At 65.7% G+C, this 15,247-nt stretch carries 14 protein-coding genes; 6 read left to right on the forward strand and 8 right to left on the reverse strand.

Annotation, left to right across the window (positions count from 1 at the left end; translation table 11 throughout):
- Positions 1-61: 61 nt before the first annotated feature.
- Positions 62-592: a beta-class carbonic anhydrase gene (locus tag MPARV_RS0106260; protein WP_012224038.1), complete on the forward strand. Its 531-nt coding sequence runs from the start codon at positions 62-64 to the stop codon at positions 590-592.
- Here the strand turns inward: MPARV_RS0106260 and MPARV_RS0106265 are convergent.
- From MPARV_RS0106265 to MPARV_RS22340, 4 genes are all read right to left on the reverse strand, one after another.
- Entirely contained in the window at positions 581-1,966 is a 1,386-nt protein-coding gene (locus MPARV_RS0106265; RefSeq protein WP_157789482.1) for an MFS transporter, read from the reverse strand. The two genes, MPARV_RS0106260 and MPARV_RS0106265, sit on opposite strands and share 12 nt — an antisense overlap.
- 10 nt (positions 1,967-1,976) lie before the next feature.
- On the reverse strand, positions 1,977-4,079 hold the full coding sequence (ppk1, locus tag MPARV_RS0106270) for a polyphosphate kinase 1 (RefSeq protein ID WP_012224036.1): 2,103 nt from the start codon (positions 4,077-4,079) through the stop codon (positions 1,977-1,979).
- Positions 4,080-4,111: 32 nt separating this feature from the next.
- Positions 4,112-4,393, reverse strand: a complete 282-nt coding sequence (locus MPARV_RS0106275) for a hypothetical protein (RefSeq protein WP_012224035.1) — start codon at positions 4,391-4,393, stop codon at positions 4,112-4,114.
- A 124-nt stretch (positions 4,394-4,517) separates the two neighbouring features.
- Positions 4,518-5,849 carry a S1C family serine protease gene (locus MPARV_RS22340; RefSeq protein WP_157789483.1) on the reverse strand — a complete coding sequence of 444 codons (1,332 nt, stop codon included), beginning with the start codon at positions 5,847-5,849 and terminating at the stop codon, positions 4,518-4,520.
- A 147-nt stretch (positions 5,850-5,996) separates the two neighbouring features.
- Here MPARV_RS22340 and MPARV_RS20945 point away from each other — a divergent pair, with 147 nt between their 5' ends.
- Positions 5,997-6,245: a WhiB family transcriptional regulator gene (locus MPARV_RS20945; protein ID WP_162143608.1), complete on the forward strand. Its 249-nt coding sequence runs from the start codon at positions 5,997-5,999 to the stop codon at positions 6,243-6,245.
- Positions 6,246-6,420: 175 nt separating this feature from the next.
- Here the strand turns inward: MPARV_RS20945 and MPARV_RS0106290 are convergent, their stop codons facing one another.
- Entirely contained in the window at positions 6,421-6,588 is a 168-nt protein-coding gene (locus tag MPARV_RS0106290) for a twin-arginine translocase TatA/TatE family subunit (protein ID WP_012224033.1), read from the reverse strand.
- 15 nt (positions 6,589-6,603) lie between these two features.
- Here MPARV_RS0106290 and MPARV_RS22345 point away from each other — a divergent pair, with 15 nt between their 5' ends.
- Positions 6,604-7,260: a 5-formyltetrahydrofolate cyclo-ligase gene (locus tag MPARV_RS22345; RefSeq protein WP_020377645.1), complete on the forward strand. Its 657-nt coding sequence runs from the start codon at positions 6,604-6,606 to the stop codon at positions 7,258-7,260.
- Between the two features lie 54 nt (positions 7,261-7,314).
- Here MPARV_RS22345 and MPARV_RS20955 read toward each other — a convergent pair whose 3' ends face one another.
- From MPARV_RS20955 to MPARV_RS0106315, 3 genes are all read right to left on the reverse strand, one after another.
- Entirely contained in the window at positions 7,315-7,602 is a 288-nt protein-coding gene (locus MPARV_RS20955) for a WhiB family transcriptional regulator (RefSeq protein WP_020377646.1), read from the reverse strand.
- A 251-nt stretch (positions 7,603-7,853) separates the two neighbouring features.
- Positions 7,854-9,869 carry a vWA domain-containing protein gene (locus MPARV_RS0106310; protein WP_100221271.1) on the reverse strand — a complete coding sequence of 672 codons (2,016 nt, stop codon included), beginning with the start codon at positions 9,867-9,869 and terminating at the stop codon, positions 7,854-7,856.
- Positions 9,870-9,925: 56 nt separating this feature from the next.
- Positions 9,926-11,416: a sigma 54-interacting transcriptional regulator gene (locus tag MPARV_RS0106315; RefSeq protein WP_081582177.1), complete on the reverse strand. Its 1,491-nt coding sequence runs from the start codon at positions 11,414-11,416 to the stop codon at positions 9,926-9,928.
- Between the two features lie 232 nt (positions 11,417-11,648).
- On the opposite strand from MPARV_RS0106315, the gene MPARV_RS20960 reads away from it, so the two are divergent.
- The 3 genes from MPARV_RS20960 (at position 11,649) to MPARV_RS0106330 (ending at position 15,212) form a co-directional block, all read left to right on the forward strand.
- Positions 11,649-12,221 carry a L,D-transpeptidase family protein gene (locus tag MPARV_RS20960; protein WP_020377649.1) on the forward strand — a complete coding sequence of 191 codons (573 nt, stop codon included), beginning with the start codon at positions 11,649-11,651 and terminating at the stop codon, positions 12,219-12,221.
- A gap of 287 nt (positions 12,222-12,508) precedes the next feature.
- Positions 12,509-13,267, forward strand: coding sequence for a succinate dehydrogenase cytochrome b subunit (locus MPARV_RS0106325; protein WP_012224026.1), 759 nt, complete (start codon positions 12,509-12,511; stop codon positions 13,265-13,267).
- A gap of 10 nt (positions 13,268-13,277) precedes the next feature.
- Complete coding sequence (locus tag MPARV_RS0106330; protein ID WP_020377651.1) at positions 13,278-15,212, forward strand: fumarate reductase/succinate dehydrogenase flavoprotein subunit; 1,935 nt, start codon at positions 13,278-13,280, stop codon at positions 15,210-15,212.
- The last annotated feature ends 35 nt before the right edge of the window (positions 15,213-15,247 follow it).

Raw genomic sequence — 15,247 nt, forward strand, 5'->3', positions numbered from 1 at the left:
ATCCGCCAAAACCGGGAACCCAAGAGCGGCAACCCGAACAAGCATCAACGAGGAGAGGCACGTGACCGAAGAGTTCACCCCCAACGTCAACGACATCATCGAGGGCAACGCAAGGTTTGTCGCCGGGTTTCACGAGCCGGACCTGGGGGTGCAGCCGACCCGAAACGTGGCGGTGATCGCCTGCATGGACTCCCGCATGGACATCTTCGCCCTCCTCGGGTTGGCCAACGGTGAGTCCCACATCATTCGCAACGGCGGCGGGGTGATCACCGATGACGTGATTCGGTCGCTGTGCCTGTCTCAGCGAAAGCTGGGCACCCGCGAGGTGATCCTGGTGCACCACACCGACTGTGGCCTTCAAACGGTCACCGAAGACTCCTTCAAGGCCGAACTGGAAGACGAGCTGGGTATCAAGCCGTGGTGGGCGTTGGAGTCGTTCGTCGACCCGTACGCCGACGTCACCCAGAGCATCGCCCGGCTCGAGCTCAGCCCCTTCATCCCCTACAAGGACAACATCCACGGGTTTGTCTACGACGTCACCACCGGTCAGCTGAACCCCGTGGACGGCCCGAGCACCAACTCAGGAAGCTGACCGCTGGGGGTCTTCCCGGTCACCTCCCGAGGAGAACCTGGACAGCAAACGTTGGGGCGGCAGCAGCCTGGGGTCGATGCCCGAGGCAGCCACCAGGTACAACGCCAACGCCAAAGCTCCGCCGACGAGCACCACGAACGAGCCCGCCCTAATCCCCAGGCGCAGAAAGACGGCAAGGGCCGCGCCCAGCACCCACACCAGCTGAAACTGGCTCTCAAAGCGGGCGAACACCCGACCCCGGTCCACATCCGGCGCTCCCGCCTGCACCAACGCGTCGAAGGCCTGCTTACCCACCGCCGCAGACGCCGCTACGCCCGCCGAAAGCAGCACCATGCCCACCAGCCCGGGCATGATCAGACCCAGCAGCGCGCTGAGCACCACGACGCCCATCGAGGTCGAGAGGATGGTGCCCTCCCGCGCCATGGCACGCAGCCTGGGGGCCAGGGCCGAGCCGGCCAGCCCACCGAGGACGGCCGCCACCACCGCCATGGCGAAGTACCAGGTTGGGTAGGGCCCGGCGGGAACCGTCGGCACGTACGCCTTCCCGGCGCCCACCACCTCGCCGATGGTGCGCCCAACCGGCGGTGCCGCAGCGGGCCGACGGAGCGCGAAGGCCAACAGGAAGGTGACGAACCCCACCACACCCCGCAGCCACGACATGGCTGCCGCCGAGGTCTGCACCGGCAGTCGGTTCAGTTCCGCGGCCGCCTTCGGCTCGATCCGCTCGGCCGGGCGCCGCGGGTCGGGCACGCGGACGGCGGCCAGCGACGCTGCGAGGAACACCACTCCGCCCAGCGCCAGCACCGCACCGGGGCCGATCAGTGAGGCAAGCCCGGCTGGGATGGCAGCGCCCGCTCCGGCCAGGCCGGACAACAACTGGAGCTTGGAGTTGGCCTCCACCAACTCGCCATCGCTGCGAACCGTGCTGGGCACCAGGGCCGCCTTGCCCACCTGATAGGTCTTGCCCAACACCAGCACCATGAACGCCTCGGGGAACAACAGCAGTCCGCCACCGGCATTGGGGATCATCGCAAAGGCCAGCACCATGCGGCCAAGCGCCGAGGCCAGAATCACCAGGCGGTGACCACCCGGCACCTTGTCCATCGCCGGGCCGATGAAGGGTCCCACCAACGCGAAGGGCGCCATCGTGAACAGCAGGTACAGCAGGACCCGACCCTGCGCATCGGTGGGATCGACCTGAAAGAACAGGGTGTTGGCCAGCGCAATGGCGACCACCGCATCGCCGGCGGTGGACAGCGCATGGGCAACGGCCAGCCGGGCGAAGGGATCGTTCCAGCGCACCACCGGCCCTTGCGGCCCGGGCAGTGGCGGAGGACCGTCCCACGTGCGGGGACCGCCGGCCCTAGGTTCCACGCAGGTTCACCTACATCACGTTGAGGGCGGCCCGCTGGATGGCCTCCTCTTCGAGCACCACGTGGCTGTCCACGGTGCCGGGCCCCGCACCCAGCGGGTTGATCCGCTGCCAGGTGCGATCCTCCAGCGTCCATGCCAGGGTGTCGTCGGCCAGCGCGACGGCCAAAATGGTGGCGAGTCGCTCGCGCAGGTCGGGGTCGAGCACCGGGGTGACCGCCTCCACCCGGTGGTCGAGGTTGCGGGTCATCAGGTCGGCGGATCCGAAGTAGGTGGCGGGTTTGCCATGACCGTCACCGTTGGCAAAGTGATACACCCGGCTGTGCTCCAGATAGCGCCCCACCACCGAGCGCACCTCGATGTTCTCCGACAGTCCCGGCACGCCGGCACGAAGACAGCAGATGCCGCGCACGATCAGCTGTATCCGCACGCCGGCCGCCGAAGCTGCGTACAGCTGATCGATCATGTCCGCGTCGACCAACGAGTTCATTTTCATGATGATGTGGCCCGTGCCCTCGGGTGCCTCCGCCTCGCCCCGGATGCGCGCCCCCAGCGCGTCGCGCAGGTGGTGAGGGGCCACCAAGAGCCGGTGATAGGCCACATCGCGGGCGTAACCGGTGAGGTAGTTGAACAGCGACGTGGCATCGGCACCGATCACCTCGTCCGCTGTCAGCAGGCCCAGATCCTCATAGATGCGGGCGGTCTTCGAGTTGTAGTTCCCGGTGCCGACGTGGCAGTAGCGCCGCACCCGTTCGCCCTCCTGGCGGGCCACCAGCGCCACCTTGGTGTGGGTCTTCAACCCCACCATGCCGTACACGACGTGCACACCGGCCTTCTCCAGGCGTTTCGCCCACACGATGTTGTTCTCTTCGTCGAAGCGGGCCTTCAACTCAACCAGCGCAGCCACGGCCTTGCCCCCTTCGGCGGCCTTGATCAGCGACTCGACGATCGGTGAATCGCCCGAGGTGCGGTACAGCGTCAGCTTGATCGCCAGCACCTCCGGGTCGCGCGCCGCCTGGCGGATGAACTCGTCCACGCTGCCCGAGAAGCTGTCGTAGGGGTGCTGCACCATGATGTCGCCCTTGCGCAGCGCTGCGAAGAAGTCGGCCGGAGCACCCTCACCGATGGACTTCAGACGAGGTTGGGTGATGCCCGAGAACTCGCGGAACGTGCCGTCGGGAAGGTCGAGGGCGTACACCGCCCACAGGCCGGTCAGATCGAGGGGTACCCGCCTCCGATAGACCGCCTCGGCGGGCAGATCGAGTTCTTCCTGAAGGATGTCCACCATCTCCTCCGACGCGTGATCGTCGACCTCCAGTCGAACCGCACCGCCGAATCGGCGACGCCTCACCTCCGACTGCACAGCGGCCAGCAGGTCTTCGGCGTCGTCCTCCTCCAGAATCAGGTCGGTGTTGCGGGTCACCCGGAAGATGGTGGAGTCAACCACCGACATGCCAGGAAACAGCCGATCGAGGTGGGCGGCGATCACCTGCTCGAGCGGCACGAAACGCTCCCCGTCGGGCAGCGCCAGGAACCGGTCGAGCAACTGAGGCACCTTGAGCCGGGCGAATCGCACCTCCTCGGTCAGCGGATCGCGCAGCCGCACACCCAGGTTGAGCGAGAGGTTGGAGATGTAGGGAAAGGGATGTGATGGATCGACGGCCAGCGGGGTCAGCACCGGGAAGATCCGCTCGTCGAACACATCACGCAGCCAGTCCTGGTCGTGCGGGGGTAACTCCCGCCACTTCAGAAAGGCGATGCCCTGTTTGGCCAGATCCGGCACCAACCCGTCGAGGAACGCATCGTCGGCCTCATCGGCCAACTCGGCGACGCGACGCGAGATCTCCCGCAGCTGCTGCGCCGGGGTGCGCCCGTCGGCGGTTCGGGTGGTGACGCCCGACTCGACCTGCTCCATCAGCCCCGCGACGCGTACCTGAAAGAACTCGTCGCCGTTGGAGGTGAAGATGGCCAGGAACTTGGCCCGTTCCAGCAATGGCGTGTCCGGGTTGACAGCCAAAGCCAACACGCGTGCGTTGAAGTCCAACCAGGACATCTCGCGGTTGACAAACCGATCCGTTCCAAACTCGGCGATCGGCTGCGGCAGGTCTCCACTCATATCGCCGGCGCCCTCCCCCAGGCCCTCAACGATCAGCGATCGTCGGGATCGTCGTAGCCCAGATCCCAGGTGAGGCGAATGTGCTCACGTTCAGCATCCTTGTTCACCCGCTCACGGTTGCGACGAAATTGCGGGTCATGGGCAGGCAGCAACATCAGACGGGCGTTCACCCGCGCAGCGAAGGCGTCCGCCACCGACGCATCGCCGGACGAGGTACGGATATCCCAATGGGGGGCGACGGGGCCGCCATACGCGATGGTGACGTCGGCTCGGGGCGGGGAGTCGGGGTCATAAAGCGGCTCTTCGTAGGCCATGGACGTACTCCAGGATCGTGATCGGCCTGCAATGCAGGCGGGCAGCCGACCATGCTATCTCCCGCACTCCGCCGCTCTCCGCCCACCCGCACTCCGCCGCTCTCCGCCCACCCGCACTCCGCCGCTATCCACCCACCCGGCCGACGGTCGCCTCCGCCTGACGTCGCTCGCCCGACCGCAGGTAGGTCACCTTCAATTTGGCACCAGGCTTGGCATCGGCGAGCACCCTGCCGACCTCGACGGATTTGGCCACCAACGAACCGTCGATCTCCACGATCACGTCCCCTTTCATCAGGCCCGCCTCGGCCGCTCCCGAGTCGGGGACAACGCCGGCCACGAATGCGCCGCTGTCGGTCTCCACGTCAAAGTTGGTGCGAATATCGCTGGACAGGCCGTCCACATCCTGGGTGCGTACCCCCAGAAAGGGACTGTCGGCGGTAATGGGTGACTCCCCGGCCTCGATATCGGCGACGAACGGCATCACCGAATCGATCTCGAGGGCGAAGCTGACGTTCTGGGAATTGGCGGCAAACGCGGTGTTGATGCCAACCACGCGACCCTGCACATCCACCAGCGGACCGCCCGAGTTCCCATGGTTGATGGCCGCGTCGGTCTGGATGAGGTCGACGAGTTGCCCCTGAGGGCCTGGGATGCTGCGCCCCTTGGCCGACACGATGCCCGTCGTCACGCTTGGATCCTCTCCCAACCCGAGCGCGTTGCCGATGGCGACCACGTCATCGCCCACCTGCAGGTCCGATGAGCTGCCCAGCTTTGCCGGCACCACCGGCGCGTCGAGGTTCTGCATCTGGATCACGGCCACGTCTCGGTCGGGGAAGCTGCCCACGAGGGTGGCGTCGCGCGTCCGTCCGTCGGCAAGGTCGACGCTGATTGCCGGAGCACCCGACACCACATGGGCGTTGGTGAGCACCAGGCCCTTGGCCGACAAGACCACGCCTGACCCGGTGCCGCCGAACATCTCCTGCCCCGACCGTTCACCGGTGTTCACGGTGACGACGCTGGGACGCACGACTTCGATCAGCGAGTGCAGATCCAGCGCCTCGCGCTTGAGTTCGTCGGCGGGTCGGACCTCCGTCACCTGCCGACGGGGGGCCAGCAGAAAGACCGCCCCGAAGATCAAGGCCGCCACCAAAGCACCGACGACGCCACCCATCACGGCCGTTCGCCACACCCGCTCCGGCCGATGTGCCTTGCTGTCAGGCGTGGGCACTGCTGCGGGATCATTGCCGAAGGCGGTCCCGCCGCCCAACGGGGGGCCCTCGAACACCGGTGGCACTGCGCCGGGGCGTTCGGCCTCACCGAGCCGAGGCACGGGTCCGGCCGGAATGAAGTGTGGCAACGCCGGCGGAGTGTTGGGTGTCGGCTCCGTCCGACCGGACGACGACGCGTCCGAGGACGGTTCGTCTCCAGGCCCGGGGCTCGCAGAATCAACGTCCATGAACACCCCAGCATGCTGGCTTTCCGCCCGGTTCACCAACCGCCACACCTTCCGAGCATCTGTGCCCTCTCTCAGACCGAGGGATCTCTCAGCACGGACGTTTGGGAACAAATCCTACGGCTGATAGTTGTAGGAAGCATGAAGTCCATGATGGATAGTGAATGGATGGACGAAGGCAACTGCGTCGAGCAACCGCCCGGCCTGTTCTTCCCCAGTGACGGAGTTGGAGTCGAGGTCGCCAAAAAGGTGTGCACCGACTGCCCGGTGAAAGAGGTGTGCTTGGAGTACGCCTTGGTGAACCGGATCGACCACGGTGTCTGGGGTGGTACGTCCGAGCGTGAACGTCGCCGCATTCTCAAGCGTCGATCCGTGGCCACCCCGGTCGCGGTCGGCTGAGCGCCTTCTCCTCCAGTTCGCACAATCCCCCCCCCCAAACTGAAAATCTGAAGCTGGCCGCCGGCCAAGTGCTCCCCCGCGTCGTTGGCAGCACCGCACGCCCCTGTACCCAGGGAGGCTAAGAGCCCCTCTGGAGATCACGTGGCTTGCGTTGCTCCAACGGCACAGCGTGCTCTTACTTGGTGCCCTCGTCGACAGCGTCAGGGTCGCTCTCGGCCTTGCCTTCGTCGAGGCCTCGTTTGAACTCGTTCTGAGCCCGGCCGAGGTTGCGCGCCAGCTTCGGAATCTGTGACCCACCCAGCACCACAGCTGCAATCAGTAGGACCCATACCCATTCGTTCATGTCAGCATGCTACCCGTGAATCAGCCGCCCACCATCGCAGGCCCCCCCAGCCGATCTGACGAAGGCCGGGATGCACTGCGAAGCCGCCTGCTGGCACAGCGCCGGGGCCTGTCCAGCGCCGACGTGAAACCCGGGTCGGCCGCAATCGTTGAACTGCTCCAGGCGACCTCTGACATCGTCGCAGCGGCACGACAGGGGCCGGTGGCGGTGTACTGGCCGGTGCGAGGCGAACCGGATGTGCGCCTCGGAGGACCCAACGATGACGCGGTCAAGGCAACCCGGGGCGCCTTGACTGCGGCACACGGCCTCACCCTGCCGGGGCATCCCGGCGCATCTCCGGAGTTGAGAGCCTGGAAGCCGACCACCAGCCTCGCTACCGCCTGGGGCAGCCTTCGCTTCCCGGCCGACGGCGCAGCGCGCGTGCCGGCCGAGGACCATGGGCTGATCCTGGTGCCGGCGGTGGCGTTCGACCGGGCGGGCAATCGACTGGGCAATGGTGCCGGATGGTACGACCGGCTCCTCAGCGGACTTGGCCGGAGACCGATCGGCGCCGGCCCGCTACTCGTCGGCATTGCGCACGACTTTCAGTTGGTCGAACACCTGACGGCACAACCCTGGGACGTGCCCATGCACCTCGTCGCTACGCCGGAAGGCGTCGTCCGACCCAGATGAACGTTGCAACGTTCGGTCCGCCGACCGCAGGGGCGGCGGATGTCCGGGTGTCGCTCAGGCGGTCTGGGAGTCGTCCCGCTTCGCGGCCCGGTCCAATGCACGCTGACGGCGGATTCGTCGCCGCTCCCGTTCGCTCAAGCCACCCCAGATTCCAAACTTCTCGCCGTTCTGGAGGGCAAATTCCAGGCAGTCCTCGCGCACGACACAGCCCTTGCACACCGCCTTGGCCTCTTTGGTGGAGGCCCCCCGCTCCGGGAAGAACAAGTCGGGGTCAACGCCGAGGCAGTTCGCCTCCAGCTGCCAGCCGGCTTCCTCTGGCTCGTCGATCGCGTCGTCATCCATTGGTGCAGGGCCTCCAGCCATGTCTCTCCCCCCGGGTGGGCGGGATGACCTCGGTGGCCCTCGGGCCCCTCATTGAGAGGCTCAGGTATCCGCCGATGCCACGTCCCCACCTCAAGTGAGACACGCATGTAATTACATCAGTGTGGTTTATTCTGCCCACATCGAGGCGGCGAACGCAATGCCGAGTTGCGGTTCAGCCCCCAAGTTGGCGTTCAGCGACCACCAGGAGACGCAAGCGGGTGTCCTCTTCGTCAGCGTCGTCCGAGGAGTTTTCGCCGCTGTTCCACGAAATCGACCAACACGAACTCCCCGAGGTTGCCAGGATCAGCAAAAAACGCACGTCCGCCGTTCATCTGGCTGATGCGCTCGACGAAGCGGGCCAGCCCACCGTCCGGCTCCAGCATGAAGGTGTTGATGCGGATCCCCGCCCGGGTACATCGACCCACCTCCGTGAGTGTGGCGTCGATGGTCGCCTGACTTGGCGGATACTGAAATTGCGGCTCGCCGGACCGACCGATGTGGGCGGTGGGTTCGCCATCGGTCACCATCAGGATCTGTTTGGTGCCCTGCTCATGGGCGAGGAGTTCGCGGGCCAACTGAAACCCGTGGGCCATGTTGGTGCCGTACACATAGTCCCAACTGGCCTCCGGAAGCTGGGCCGGTGTGAGCACCCGGGCCACCTCGGAGAATCCCACGATGCCGAGATAATCCCTGGGGTACTGCATCGTGATCAGCCCGTGCAACGCCATGGCCACCCGCTTTGCGGGCAGGAAATAGTCACGCATCGGCATCGACAGCGACAGGTCCAGCATCAAGACGGTTGCAGCGCGAACCTGATGCTCGGTCTCGGCGATCTCAAAGTCGTCCGGCGACAGCGACACCCTGCCGGTGGGCGGCCTGCCCTCGGCCGCTTCGCGCAGCACTGCGTTGCGCACCGTGGTGTGCAGGTCGACCCGAAACGGGTCGCCCCACTCCCACGGGCGGGTCAGGTACGCAGGCTCGTGCCCCACGCCGGTCTCGGAATGCTCATGGGTGCCAAGGTGATCGTTTCTGAGCCGGCGAAACACCTGCACCAATGCGTTCTGCCCCAGTCGGCGCAAACCCGCCGGGGTGAGCTCCAAGCGACCCTCCTTGGTATCGATCAGCCCGGCGTCCTGGAGTTGACGGGTGAGCTCGGCCAGGCGCTTCACCTGCTCGGCCGACTCTGGGCCCATCAGGTCCGACAACCGGTCGAGATCCACTTCGTCGAGCGCTCCGGGGGTGGCCGCCGACCGCAGCAGACCCGAGAGCGAATCCAGGTCGCCCAGCTCTCCCATTAGCTCCGATGCCTGGGCCAGGTCCAGCGGGTCGAACCCCGTGGTGTCATAGCGGGACGACCAGCCGGCGTCTGGGAACATCTGACGCAGATTGTCCGCCAGGCGTGACATCTCGAAGTTGAGGCCGAGATCGGACAACAGCTGTTCGGACAGCGCACCCAACTCGGCACGCTGCTCAGGCGACAGCGAGTTCATCAACGCCTGGGCGGCCGCCATGCGATGCGCCAGCGCCTCCAGCAGTTCATCCAGATTCTGAGGGTTCTCGGGAAACATGTCACCGAACCGCTCCATGAAGCCTTCGAAGTCGGGCTCGCGTCCCGCGGACCGGGCCTCCAGCATCGAGTTGAGCTCGGCCATCATGTCGCGGTTGCGGGCAAGGTCCTCCGGGCTGAGATTGGCCATGGCACCGGACATCTGGTTGAACGCCTGGTCCAGCAGGTGACTGCGCAGTTGGTTGGTCAGCGCCTCGAACCGCTCCTTCGCTTCATCGGAGGTGAAGTCGTAATGCTCAAGCGCCTTCATCCAACCGGCCAGATCGGGGGGCATGAGGTCGAGGTCGAAACGCTTGTCCGCGAACGACTGCTCAGCGGCACGCGCCCAATCCTCATCACCAGACTGACGAGCCGCCCGCTCCTGGCGGTCCATCTCGGAACGCTCAAGGTCGGTGATCTCGGCCAGTTCCTCACCGATGCCCTCCACCGCCGAACCAAGGTCCGAGTTGGCCAGCAACTCTTCACGCCGCGCCCGCAGCCGTTCCATCAGGTCGGCCAGACCCTCCATGCGCCGTCCGTCGCGGTCGGTCATGCCCTCCTTGAGGAGACGTCGCAACGCCGCGTTGACGTCACCCGAGTACAACAGGTCATCGGTGAGCTCCTCCATGATGTCAAGTGCATCGACCTCAAAGCCGACCTGGGTGCCGTCCCAGGGTGAATAGCGAAGCCGGGAGGTCACGGTCACACCCCCGCCGAGGCGGCCGGCACAACGATGGGATCCAAGAGGTGCACGACCTATCTGCCCGAGTAGGTGGTTGCGCCGCCAAGGGCATCCTTGTTGAGCCGTTTCGACAGGTGCAGACCCTCGAGGACCAACTCGACGGCAGAGGCCAGCTCCGCTGCCGTGGCTGCGTCGCCCGCCACACCTGCGGCGATCTTGGTCAGCTCCGGCGTGCCCGAGAGCAGCTCGGTGAATTCGGCCAGCGTCACGTCGTCGCCCACCTCAACCGCACCGTGTTGCTCGATCTCGTCCACCACCCTCCCCAGGTCACCGGGGCTGACCAGGTCGCGAAACACCGTGAGCACGGCGTGGTGCATCAGCTGCCCGACGATCTGAGCCTCCCGGCCCTCCTCCAGGCTCTCAATCTCCAACTTGCCCATGGTGGAGGCGGGAAGCGCGTCAAGGTCACAGACCCGCGCCGCAGCCTCGACCTCACCCAGTCGCAGCGCGCGGTGCACTGCGTTGGCCGTCATCGTCTCGGCGTTGGTCACCGTCAGCCGCACCGACACACCCGAGCGTTGCGACACCTGCGAGCTCTGGCGGGCCAGGTGCGAGAACGTGGCGACCACCTCGGCCATCGACCGGGGCACGGTCACCGAAACCCCATCGATGTCGGGCACGGTCACCTCCTGATCAAGGATTGCCACCTCGGTGGCGACCTCCAAGGGGTAGTGGGTGCGGATCTGGGCGCCGAACCGATCCTTCAGCGGGGTGATCAGGCGGCCGCGGTTGGTGTAATCCTCGGGGTTGGCCGACGCAACCAGCATCACGTCGAGCGGCAGCCGGATGCGATAGCCACGAATCTGCACGTCGCGCTCCTCGAGCACGTTCAACAGGCCCACCTGAATGCGTTCGGACAGGTCGGGCAACTCGTTCATGGCAAAGATGCCGCGGTTGGCGCGGGGCACCAGCCCGAAGTGGATCGTGCCCTCGTCATCGAGGTGTCGCCCTTCAGCCACCTTGATCGGGTCGACCTCACCGATCAGGTCGGCGATCGAGGTGTCCGGCGTCGCCAGCTTCTCGGCATAGCGCTGCGAGCGGTGCAGCCACTCGATCGGCGTGTCGTCGCCACCCTCGGCCACCGCGGCGACCGCACCCGGGCTCACCGGGGCGGTGGGGTCGTCCGCCAGTTCCGACCCGGCCACAACCGGGAGCCACTCGTCCAGCAGGCCCACCAGGGCTCGGATGATCCGCGTCTTGGCCTGGCCACGCTCACCCAACAGGATCAGATCGTGACCGGCCAGGAGGGCATTGGTCAGCTGCGGCAGCACAGTGTCGTCGTAGCCGATCACGCCGGGCACCAGCGGCTCTCCGGAACGCAGACGGGCGATTGCGTTGCTCCGCAGCTCCTCGCTGACCGGGCGCGACACCCAACCGGACGAGACCAGGGCTCCCAGGGTGGTTGGCAAACCGGCGGGCGGGGTGGGGACCCGGAGCTCCGGAACGGTCGTGGTGTCGGTTGAGGGTTCGTGTGCGCTCACGTTGGCAACGTATCGCCTCACCATCGAATCGGGGGCCCAGGCCAACTCCGTCGTCGTGGCAGAACCGATCACTGCAATCGGCGGCAGGATCTGATAGCCATGTATGAGTATTCGAGAAGACTCAGTAAGGGTGATGATGGCGGCACAAGAAAGTCCTTCACGACGGCGAAGTCGGTCAAGCAGCACACGGATCCTGATCGCCCTGGTGGTCATGGCAACGCTCGGAGCGTCGTGCGGATGTCGCAGCGCTCCCTCCGTGCCCACCTCGCAGACCCTGCGAAGTGGCTCCAGCGGCTCCGCCGTGCGAGCCATGCAGACCCGCCTCAACCAGTTGGGGTTCTTTGTATCGCCGGACAGTTCCTACGGCTCCAACACCTTTCACGCAGTGATGGCGTTTCAGAAGTTCTACGGGTTGGGCCGTGACGGCGTTGCCGGACCTCGCACGCTGAACCACATCAACCTGGTGGGCAGACCCAACGCCCGCAGCACCAGGGGCCGGGTGATCGAGGTTGACCTGAACCGGCAGGTGGTGATGCTCGTCGAAGGTGGCTACGTGCACCATGTCTTCAACACGTCCACCGGCGACGCCAGTCACCGAACGCCGCGTGGCAGCTTCAAGATCTTTCGTCAGATCAACGGACTGCGCATCTCGCCACTGGGCAAGCTGTGGCGCCCGAAGTACTTCAACGGCGGCATCGCCCTTCACGGTTCGCCGTCGGTGCCCGCCTACGCCGCCAGTCACGGCTGCGTGCGCTTGACCGACCCCGAGATCAACTTCCTCTGGGGTACCCCGTGGGGCCGCATCGGCACCACGGTCTGGGTCTACTGAACAATCGGGACGGCCACAGCGGCGTTACTCTCACTCGCTTCGCCCACCCGCTGCTTTCAGCCATTGCGACGAACCGGCTGCGGATGATCTCCGAAGCTGCTGAGCGCGGGCCACGTTCCGGACAAATCGCCATGGCATTCCCAACCCGTCGACGACTCGACGGTGTGCCGTTCTGGTCGCTCGTGATCCCCCACGATTAGATTGCCTGCCACAACGGTTGCCTCGGCCGCCGTTTCGCTCGCTCATCACAGCCGGACCAATACCCGGCGCAACCGGAGGCCAAATCCATGGCGCAGGTGGTCCAACGTCGACCAGGAGCCCAGGAACCTGAGGCGCAGCGTCCCACGCGGCGCGATCTTCCCTGGCCCATCCGTTTCGTCAACACCACGGTGGGCATGAAGTGGGTGATGGCCCTCTCGGGCATCATGCTCATCGGGTTCATCGTCTTCCACATGATCGGCAACTGGAAGATGTTCCTCGGCAACCAGGCCATCAACCACTACGGCGAGTTCCTACGGGAGCTGCTGTATCCGATCCTCCCGAGGACCGTCTTCCTGTGGATCATGCGCATCGGGCTGATCGGCGCGTTCCTGGTGCACATCCTGGCCGCCTACCGGCTGGTGTTGTTGAACAAGAAGGCTCGCCCGGTGAACTACCAGTCGAAGCGCAACTACATCGCCGCCAACTACGCCAACCGCACCATGGCGGTGTCGGGCACCATCGTGCTGGCGTACCTGCTCTTCCACCTGGCCGACCTCACCTGGGGCGTCAGCGGCGTCGCCGGAAAGGGTTGGCAGCGGGGGATGCCGTACGAGAACTTCGTGGCCTCGATGAGTCGCCCGCCAGTGGCGATCTTCTACATCATCGCCAACCTGTTGCTGGCGGTGCACCTCTATCACGGTGCCTGGTCGATGTTTCAGAGCCTGGGCGTGAACAGCCCCAAGTACAACGTCGCCCGGCGCTATTTCGCCATCGGCCTGGCCGTGCTGATCGGTGTCGGCAACTCGATCATGCCGCTTGCCGCCATGCTGAACATCGTCAAGTAGGGAGCGCCACATGACCATCTCACTCGACGCAAAGTCCCCCGAAGGCCCCCTGGCCGAAATGTGGGACAACCACCTCTTCAAGATGAAGTTGGTGAACCCGAGCAACCGCCGCAAGTTCAAGGTGATCGTGGTGGGCACCGGCCTGGCCGGTGGCGCCTGCGCCGCCACGCTCGGCGAGCTGGGCTACGACGTGCAGGTCTTCACCTACCACGACAGCCCACGCAGGGCGCACTCCATCGCCGCTCAGGGCGGCATCAACGCCGCCAAGAACTACCAGGCCGACGGCGACTCCGTCTACCGCCTGTACTACGACACGATCAAGGGCGGCGACTTCCGCAGTCGCGAGGCAAACACCTACCGGCTTGCCCAGGTGTCGCTGAACATCATCGACCAATGCGTGGCCCAGGGCGTGCCCTTCGCCCGCGAGTACGGCGGCATGTTGGCCAACCGCTCCTTCGGTGGCGCCCAGGTGAGCCGCACCTTCTACGCCCGAGGCCAGACCGGCCAGCAACTGCTCCTGGGCGCCTATCAGGCTCTTGCCCACCAGATCAACGCCGGCACCTGCACGCTCCACAACAAAATGGAGATGCTGGACCTGGTGCTCGACAACGAGGGCACCGCCGTAGGCATCATCGCCCGCGACCTCAACACCGGCGAGTTGTCGCGGCACTCGGCCCACGCGGTCGTGCTGGCCACCGGCGGCTACTCCAACACGTACTTCCTGTCGACCAACGCCATGAACTCCAACGCAACGGCGGCGTGGCGGGCCCACAAGAAGGGCGCGGCATTCGCCAATCCCTGCTACACCCAGATCCACCCCACCTGCATTCCGCCGTCGGACGAGTTCCAGTCGAAGCTGACCCTGATGTCGGAGTCGCTGCGTAACGACGGCCGCATCTGGGTGCCCCAGTCGGTCGACGACGTCGACACGCCGCCCGCGCAGATTCCCGAGGACCAGCGGGACTACTACCTGGAGCGCAAGTACCCGGCATTCGGCAACCTGGTGCCTCGCGACATTGCGTCGCGCAACGCCAAGACCGCCGTCGACAGTGGCCGCGGCGTCGGCCCGCTGCACAACGGTGTGTACCTCGACTTCGCCAGCGCCATCGAGCGCCTGGGCAAGGACCTGATCGAGGAGCGCTACGGCAACCTGTTCGAAATGTACGAGCGCATCACGGGAGAGAACCCGTACGTGGTGCCGATGCGCATCTACCCCGCCACCCACTACACGATGGGCGGGCTCTGGGTGGACTACAACCTGCAGACCACCATCCCCGGGCTGTTCGCACTTGGCGAGGCCAACTTCTCCGACCATGGCGCCAACCGCCTGGGCGCCTCCGCCCTCATGCAGGGCCTGTCCGATGGCTATTTCGTCGCCCCCCCGACCGTGGCCAACTACCTGGCCGGCAAACTTGGCTCGGACCCGATTTCCACGGACGACCCCGCCTTCGAGACGGCCGAGGCCGAGCTTCGAAGTCGTATCGACAAGCTGATGTCGGTCAAGGGCACCAAGTCGGTCGACCACTACCACCGCGAGCTGGGCAAGTTGGTGTGGGACTACATCGGAATGTCCCGCAACGAAGCCGGCCTGGAAAAGGCATTGGCCGAGATTCCCGCACTGCGCGAGCAGTTCTGGCGTGACGTGAAGATCCTCGGTACAGCCGAAGGCGTCAACCAGAGCCTGGAGAAGGCGCTGAGAGTTGCCGACTTCATGGAGTTGGCCGAACTCCAGGCCAAGGACGCCCTCGACCGCGTCGAAAGCTGCGGCGGCCACTTTCGGGAGGAGTCCCAGACCCCCGAGGGCGAAGCGCTGCGAGACGATGAGAACTTCCAGTACGTCTCCGCATGGGAGTACGGCGGCCCCAACATCGCCCAGGACGCCGTGCTGCACAAGGAAGAGCTCATCTTCGAAGACGTCACCCCCTCGCAGCGCTCCTACAAGTAGCTGTTCGCACCCGAGAAGATCTGCATACCGAGAAC

Origin of the sequence: Candidatus Microthrix parvicella Bio17-1, from assembly GCF_000299415.1 — a bacterium.
Classification (GTDB): Bacteria; Actinomycetota; Acidimicrobiia; order Acidimicrobiales; family Microtrichaceae; genus Microthrix; species Microthrix parvicella.

Bases quoted from the DNA above. Each gene is read 5' to 3' on its own strand.
- MPARV_RS0106290 (WP_012224033.1), bottom strand. From the start codon at position 6,588: ATGAACGAATGGGTATGGGTCCTACTGATTGCAGCTGTGGTGCTGGGT.
- ppk1 (WP_012224036.1), bottom strand. From the start codon at position 4,079: ATGAGTGGAGACCTGCCGCAGCCGATCGCCGAGTTTGGAACGGATCGG.
- MPARV_RS0106330 (WP_020377651.1), top strand. From the start codon at position 13,278: ATGACCATCTCACTCGACGCAAAGTCCCCCGAAGGCCCCCTGGCCGAA.
- MPARV_RS0106325 (WP_012224026.1), top strand. From the start codon at position 12,509: ATGGCGCAGGTGGTCCAACGTCGACCAGGAGCCCAGGAACCTGAGGCG.
- MPARV_RS20945 (WP_162143608.1), top strand. From the start codon at position 5,997: ATGATGGATAGTGAATGGATGGACGAAGGCAACTGCGTCGAGCAACCG.
- MPARV_RS0106275 (WP_012224035.1), bottom strand. From the start codon at position 4,393: ATGGCCTACGAAGAGCCGCTTTATGACCCCGACTCCCCGCCCCGAGCC.
- MPARV_RS0106315 (WP_081582177.1), bottom strand. From the start codon at position 11,416: ATGGTGAGGCGATACGTTGCCAACGTGAGCGCACACGAACCCTCAACC.
- MPARV_RS20955 (WP_020377646.1), bottom strand. From the start codon at position 7,602: ATGGATGACGACGCGATCGACGAGCCAGAGGAAGCCGGCTGGCAGCTG.
- MPARV_RS22340 (WP_157789483.1), bottom strand. From the start codon at position 5,849: ATGGACGTTGATTCTGCGAGCCCCGGGCCTGGAGACGAACCGTCCTCG.